Raw genomic sequence first — 5,708 nt, forward strand, 5'->3', positions numbered from 1 at the left:
AAACTTTCAAATTCAAATAAAAATACAAAGCCATCAACAATTGGCATATTAATATCTAAAAATATCACTTCCGGGATCAAGTCAGGATTAGATTGATTTGCTTCCAGATACTCCAATGCACTCTTGCCCGAATTTTTAACGATTATGTTTTCTGAGAAATTCCCCATTTCCAACACACGCCTGTGAATGAAATTGTCTGTTTCATTATCATCAACAAGCATCACTAATTTTTTGTAAGGTTTTTCGATTGCCATTTTATTGCCTTGTTAACAAATTTGGTACTTCAACTGTAAATGTAGACTCTTTTCCGTGAATTGAATGTAGGGTAATATTACCCTCCAGTTTATCAATTGCGCTTTTTACGATGTAAAGCCCCAGGCCCGACCCCTGGGATTTTTCTGATGCTCTGAAAAACATTTGAAATATTTTATTGTGATATTCATCAGCAATTCCCGACCCGTTATCACTTATTTCAATAATTACTTTAATCTCCGAAACATCAATTTTAATGTTAATATAAGGATTATTACTGTCAAACCTATGGTACTTGCAGGCATTTGACAATAAATTACTCACAATCGTTTCTATCCGGCTTGGGTCTGAATAAAATAGCTGATTTTGATTTATCTGATAGTCTATTTTAATAATCCGGGCGTTCTCTTCAAATTTTAAACTATTGTCAATTTTCGTAATTAATTCATGAAAATTAATGCTTTCCCGTACAACTTCCATGCGGCTGTTGCGTGAAAAATGGGTCAGATCTTTAATAAAAACATCCATATTGTGAATACTTCTAACCATCATATCCAGATATAGTTTCACGGTCTCATCTGTATTTTCTTTCTGCGATAGATTGATTAACCCGAGCATGGACCGCAGCGGCGCCTTCAGATCATGAGATACTTTATAAACAAAACTATCAAGTTCGTAATTGGTATTGATCAGTTGCTGTTCTGTTTTTATACGTTCACTTATATCGTGACAATTAACAATAATACCATTTATCAATGGTTCATTAATAAAATTCACCGCATTAACTTCACTGTGTATGATCTGGCCATTTTTATGAATAAGCTTCAAATCATTGATGGCATAAGTAATACCATGATTCTTTAAGAGGTTCTTTATTGCTACCCGATCACGGAATTCAATGAAGGTATTTGAATTTGCACCCAATACTTCCTCCATTTCATAGCCCAGAATTTTTTTGATAGCAGGACTCACAAACTTGATTTTAAAATCTGCACTCAAAACAATAATGATATCAAATGCATTTTCTACAAGTATCTTAAACTTACGTTCCCGCTCCAGTAATAACCGCTGCTCAATAATTCCTTTGGTAATATCACGTATAATAGCCTGGTGTGAACCATCATCAAAAAGACGTACACTTAACTCCCCAAAAAAAGTAGTTTTGTCTTTCTTTATAAACTCCTGTTGCACGACGGCTCCCTTTTCTTCAATGATGTTGCTGGAAAAAGTAGTAAGCACATCTGAATTGGAAGCAATCAGCTGATCAATAGATTTGCCAAGCAATTCCCCGTCATGATATCCAAAAAGTATGTGTGCACTGGGATTGGCAAAAGTTATTTCACCTTTCAGGTTAACTAAATAAATTGCATCGGAAGCCTCGTTTAAAAGCATCTCATATTTACTTCGCTCTATCCTAAAAGTATTTGAAGATAAGGCGTTAAGCACAGCTGAGTGAATTAGACGACCTATTTTTCCAATCATTCTTAAACCTACAAGATTTAACTAATAAAACGTATTCAGGGTAAGTAAATTTTTAGTTGTTGACCCAATTTCAGGGTAAAATCAGGCATATTATTCCAACTTTTGATTTCTTCGGTAGAGACATTGTATTGCTTGGAAATTTTGTAAACCGTCTCTCCTGCCTGCACCGTATGAATAATCTCTTTCTTTTTAATTTCCTTATGTTTAAAGCCAACGATCAATTTCTGATTTACCTGAATCGAGTAGCCTGATAAATGATTCCACGCACGGATACTGTCTGAATCGATTGCATATTTTCTTGAGATCCCAAAAACAGTTTCTCCAGACTGAACAACATGATAAATTGCCAGAGTTGAATCAATCTGTACTTCTCCTTCAGGAATCACATCTTTTTCAACCGGGCTTTCAACAACTTTTTCTTTCGGCTGAGTCTTCGTTTCTTCTATCCGTGGTGTAGTTGGCTTATATTCAATGGGGGTGGTTTTAGGTCTTGTGGCGCGCAACCATAATACTCTATTCTCTTTTACAAATTCATTTTTGCTCATGCGGTTGTGCTTACGAATGGAGGCTGTTGTAACAGCATACTTCTGAGCAATCGACTGGATCGTCTCACCTTTTGAAACAGTATGAAATGAAACCAATGCTTTGGTTTTCTTTAGCTGCAGATAGTAGAAACTACCCGGAGAAACCGTTTCAAAGCCTTTCATTTCATTGAAATATAAAAATGCCTGCTTGGCTAAACCTGCTTTTACAGCCAGGCTGTTGATATCATCACCTTTGGTCGCACGGATAGCCTTAACTTTATTTATGCTTACAAAAACCGGCATTGATGCTGAGTCTGCAAACGTACGTATATCCGGAAAGCTTTTAGGAAGTGTCGTAGTTGTTCCTAGAGCGGGATTCGTGGTTACCACGACCGGCTTCTCATCAACAGGTGTCTGCTTTTCGATAGATGGTTTAGTCCCATGCGATGCTGGTATCAAAACCGTATATTCCTTATCGCCCGGCACCTGCCCTTTAATACACCACTTGTTGTATTCCTTCACGAGTTCATAATCAACCTTTGCCTGTTTCGCTATATCAGCAAGGGACTTATTTTTAATGCCGCTATATTCAATCAGGGAAAGTTCCGGATGGTTCGCTTTACCAATGAGATCCTGGTAAGCAATTTTATATGCCAGAAAACGGATCACATACCAATGCATGTCATCTTCTATCATCATGCACTTCGCACCAACATATTTTGATTTCACATGAGATTTTACTCCACCCGGACCAACGTTGTATGACAACAACGCATAGATCCAGTTATCAAGCAATAAATTATTCTTCTTTAAATATTTTGCAGCCCCTCTGGATGCATACACTATGTGCATGCGTTCATCTACAGATGCATTTACATTCACTCCAACCTCAATAGCCGTTTCCTTTTTAAATTGCCAGAAGCCTACTGCATTTGAACTCGAAACGGCATCTGAAACCAAACTGGATTCCTGTAAGGCCAGGTATTTAAACTCTTCCGGAAACCCTTCATCATGAAACACATGTTCGATAATCGGGAAATATAAATTAGCGCGGTCAATTTTTTGTTGCAGGTATTTTGCGCTGCCATAAATCATGGTCACATCCGCCTCAATTTTTTTCTTGGCTGCAGATGACAACTCCAGTTTCATACCGGCAAAATCAATCACATCGGGAACTGATGGTTTTGAAAATGTTTGTGCCTGAACGGATGTGTACGCTACATATAGTGAAAGGAGGATTGTGCAAATGAATCTTAACATGAATTACTTTTTTCGGATTATCGTTATGCCATCTCTGACAGGAAGTATTATTTTTTCTACACGTGTATCTGAAGAAATGAATATATTGAATTCATGTAAATTGCGTGTATCCTTATCTTTTACAACCAAGTCAGGATCCGCAACTTTTCCATTCCATAAGGTATTATCCACCAATATAAATCCACCTGACGGTACCTTATCAAAAATCAAATTATAATAATTCAAATTATTATGCTTGTCTGCATCAATGAAAACAAGGTCAAATAAGCCCTGCATGCTTTCGATAACTTTAATGGCATCACCAATCAAATAGGTTATTGCTTCTGCCCGTTCTGATTTTCTGAAATAAGCGCGTACACGGTCTTCGAGTTCTTCGTTAATATCTATCGTAATCAACTCTCCCCCCTGCGCCAGACCTTCAACCAGGGAAAGTGCAGAATAACCGGTAAACGTTCCTATTTCTAAAATACGTTTCGGACGAATCATCTGCGCAAGCATGGCTAATACGCGTCCCTGGAAATGTCCTGATAACATTCTTGGCATTAACACCTCTGCATGTGTATCCCGATTCACCTGCTTTAACAGCTCAGGCTCAACAGAACTGTATGTACTTATATATTCTTCAATAACCGGACTTGTAATCTCTGTCATTTTGATTCAGGTTCGTAAATTAATTTACTCATGCGGGCCGGATTCATCAGCTGATTGGCCAGATCATTAATCACCTGCGCAGAGATGCCATCTATCTTTTTTACGATTTGGTCAAACGAATCGATCTTGCCAAAATCCAGATAACTCTTGCCCATCATTTGCATGAAGTTGCTGTTATTTTCTTCTGCCATGATCAGCTGCCCCTTGATCTGTTCTTTTAACCGATGCAGTTGAACAGCACTTAATTTTTTATCACGTACTTTATTAATTTCTTTATGAAATACATCCAGTGCCTTTTCAAATTGTTTTGACTCGGTTGCAAAATAAAAACTGTAAACTCCTGTATCTATATAGGAAGTAAAGTTCGATTCAATGGTATATACATAACCTTTTTTCTCACGCATGGCCATATTCAAAGAAGATGTCATACCCGGACCAGCTAAAAGGTTTGATAATAAGAATAAACCTAATCTTCTTTCTTCTTTTATATTCAAACCAATACCACCAATAACACAATGTGTTTGTGATGCGTCTATTTTTTTAATTAGTGTAGCTGGTTTAAAACCTTTATTCTTTTCCCGGACTTTCGTTGAATGCTGGGCTTTAACAGATGGAATATATTTATCTGCGATCTTCTTTACCTCTCCAAACGAATGTGGTGACAATACAACAAAAGCTACTCTGCCTGTATCTATGTTTTTTTTCAGGAATGATTTTAAATTCTGCTGTTTAAAAGATTCAAGTGTTTTTTCCGTTCCTAAAATATTAAATCCTAATGAATGATTAGGAAAGATGATGGATTCAAATTCATCCTGAATGGCATCTTCCGGATTATCTGCATACATATGCATCTCCTCCAGTACAACTTTTTTTTCTTTTTCAATTTCCTTTTCAGGAAATACAGAATAAAAAGAAATATCTGTGAGCACATCTGTTGCCCGCTCTAAGTAATTGCATGGTAAGGATGCGTGAAACCAGATTTTTTCTTTGGTTGTATAAGCATTTAGATCTCCTCCCACATCTTCAAGGCTGCTTAATATCTGAAACGTTTTTCTTTTCTCTGTTCCTTTAAAAGCCATGTGCTCCCAGAAGTGGGCCAGCCCCTGCGTTCTGATATCTTCATCCCTGCTGCCAACATCAAATATATATCCGCAATGAGCAATGCGGGTGGATACAACTTGTTTATGCAACAAGGTTATTCCATTGGGATATTGATAAACGTTAAACTCTTTTGTCATTTTTTTTCAGAGCAAATAAACAGCCAGTCGTTCCTGGATTTATTCCCAGATAATTTCAAGCGTCATGAACTCATCTGCAACTGCTGTTGTTCGGGCAGCATTTTTTGTTCTTCTGATTTTAATTAGTCCTTTTTTGACTTTAGAAGTATTCTGATCAAAAAAGATCATTTTATGCTTGCCGTTACTCACTGGCTCAATTACAATCGTTTCATTTTTCTTGTTAAACAGCACCAGTTCCAGACTAATAGATTTATCCAATTGAGCTTTATATACTTTTTTCGAACAATGAACAACTGTTGCC

5 protein-coding genes and 1 pseudogene are annotated in these 5,708 nt (G+C 37.0%); all 6 read right to left on the minus strand.

The annotated features are described in order from the left end of the window. Positions 1 to 254, minus strand: a 254-nt coding sequence (locus ACTHJT_RS17130; RefSeq protein ID WP_440240474.1) for a response regulator, incomplete at its 3' end; no start/stop codon positions are given. Position 255: 1 nt separating this feature from the next. After that, on the minus strand, positions 256 to 1,644 hold the full coding sequence (locus ACTHJT_RS17135; protein WP_440240476.1) for a PAS domain-containing sensor histidine kinase: 1,389 nt from the start codon (positions 1,642 to 1,644) through the stop codon (positions 256 to 258). A 125-nt stretch (positions 1,645 to 1,769) separates the two neighbouring features. Further along, the gene (locus tag ACTHJT_RS17140; RefSeq protein WP_440240478.1) at positions 1,770 to 3,518 is read right to left on the minus strand and encodes a LysM peptidoglycan-binding domain-containing protein; all 1,749 of its coding nucleotides are present in this window, start codon (positions 3,516 to 3,518) and stop codon (positions 1,770 to 1,772) included. A 3-nt stretch (positions 3,519 to 3,521) separates the two neighbouring features. Then, complete coding sequence (locus ACTHJT_RS17145) at positions 3,522 to 4,169, minus strand: O-methyltransferase (protein WP_440240480.1); 648 nt, start codon at positions 4,167 to 4,169, stop codon at positions 3,522 to 3,524. Continuing rightward, on the minus strand, positions 4,166 to 5,407 hold the full coding sequence (locus ACTHJT_RS17150) for a M16 family metallopeptidase (RefSeq protein ID WP_440240482.1): 1,242 nt from the start codon (positions 5,405 to 5,407) through the stop codon (positions 4,166 to 4,168). Before ACTHJT_RS17150 ends, ACTHJT_RS17145 begins: the two co-directional genes overlap by 4 nt. Before the next feature lie 39 nt (positions 5,408 to 5,446). After that, positions 5,447 to 5,708, minus strand: a pseudogene (locus ACTHJT_RS17155) (S8 family peptidase); the annotation flags it as partial.

Source organism: Cytophaga sp. (assembly GCF_051961495.1).
Classification (GTDB): domain Bacteria; phylum Bacteroidota; class Bacteroidia; order Cytophagales; family Cytophagaceae; genus Cytophaga.

Excerpts from the sequence above, each read along its gene's own strand:
- ACTHJT_RS17135 (WP_440240476.1), bottom strand. The coding sequence starts at position 1,644 with ATGCTTTTAAACGAGGCTTCCGATGCAATTTATTTAGTTAACCTGAAA.
- ACTHJT_RS17150 (WP_440240482.1), bottom strand. The coding sequence starts at position 5,407 with ATGACAAAAGAGTTTAACGTTTATCAATATCCCAATGGAATAACCTTG.
- ACTHJT_RS17145 (WP_440240480.1), bottom strand. The coding sequence starts at position 4,169 with ATGACAGAGATTACAAGTCCGGTTATTGAAGAATATATAAGTACATAC.
- ACTHJT_RS17140 (WP_440240478.1), bottom strand. The coding sequence starts at position 3,518 with ATGTTAAGATTCATTTGCACAATCCTCCTTTCACTATATGTAGCGTAC.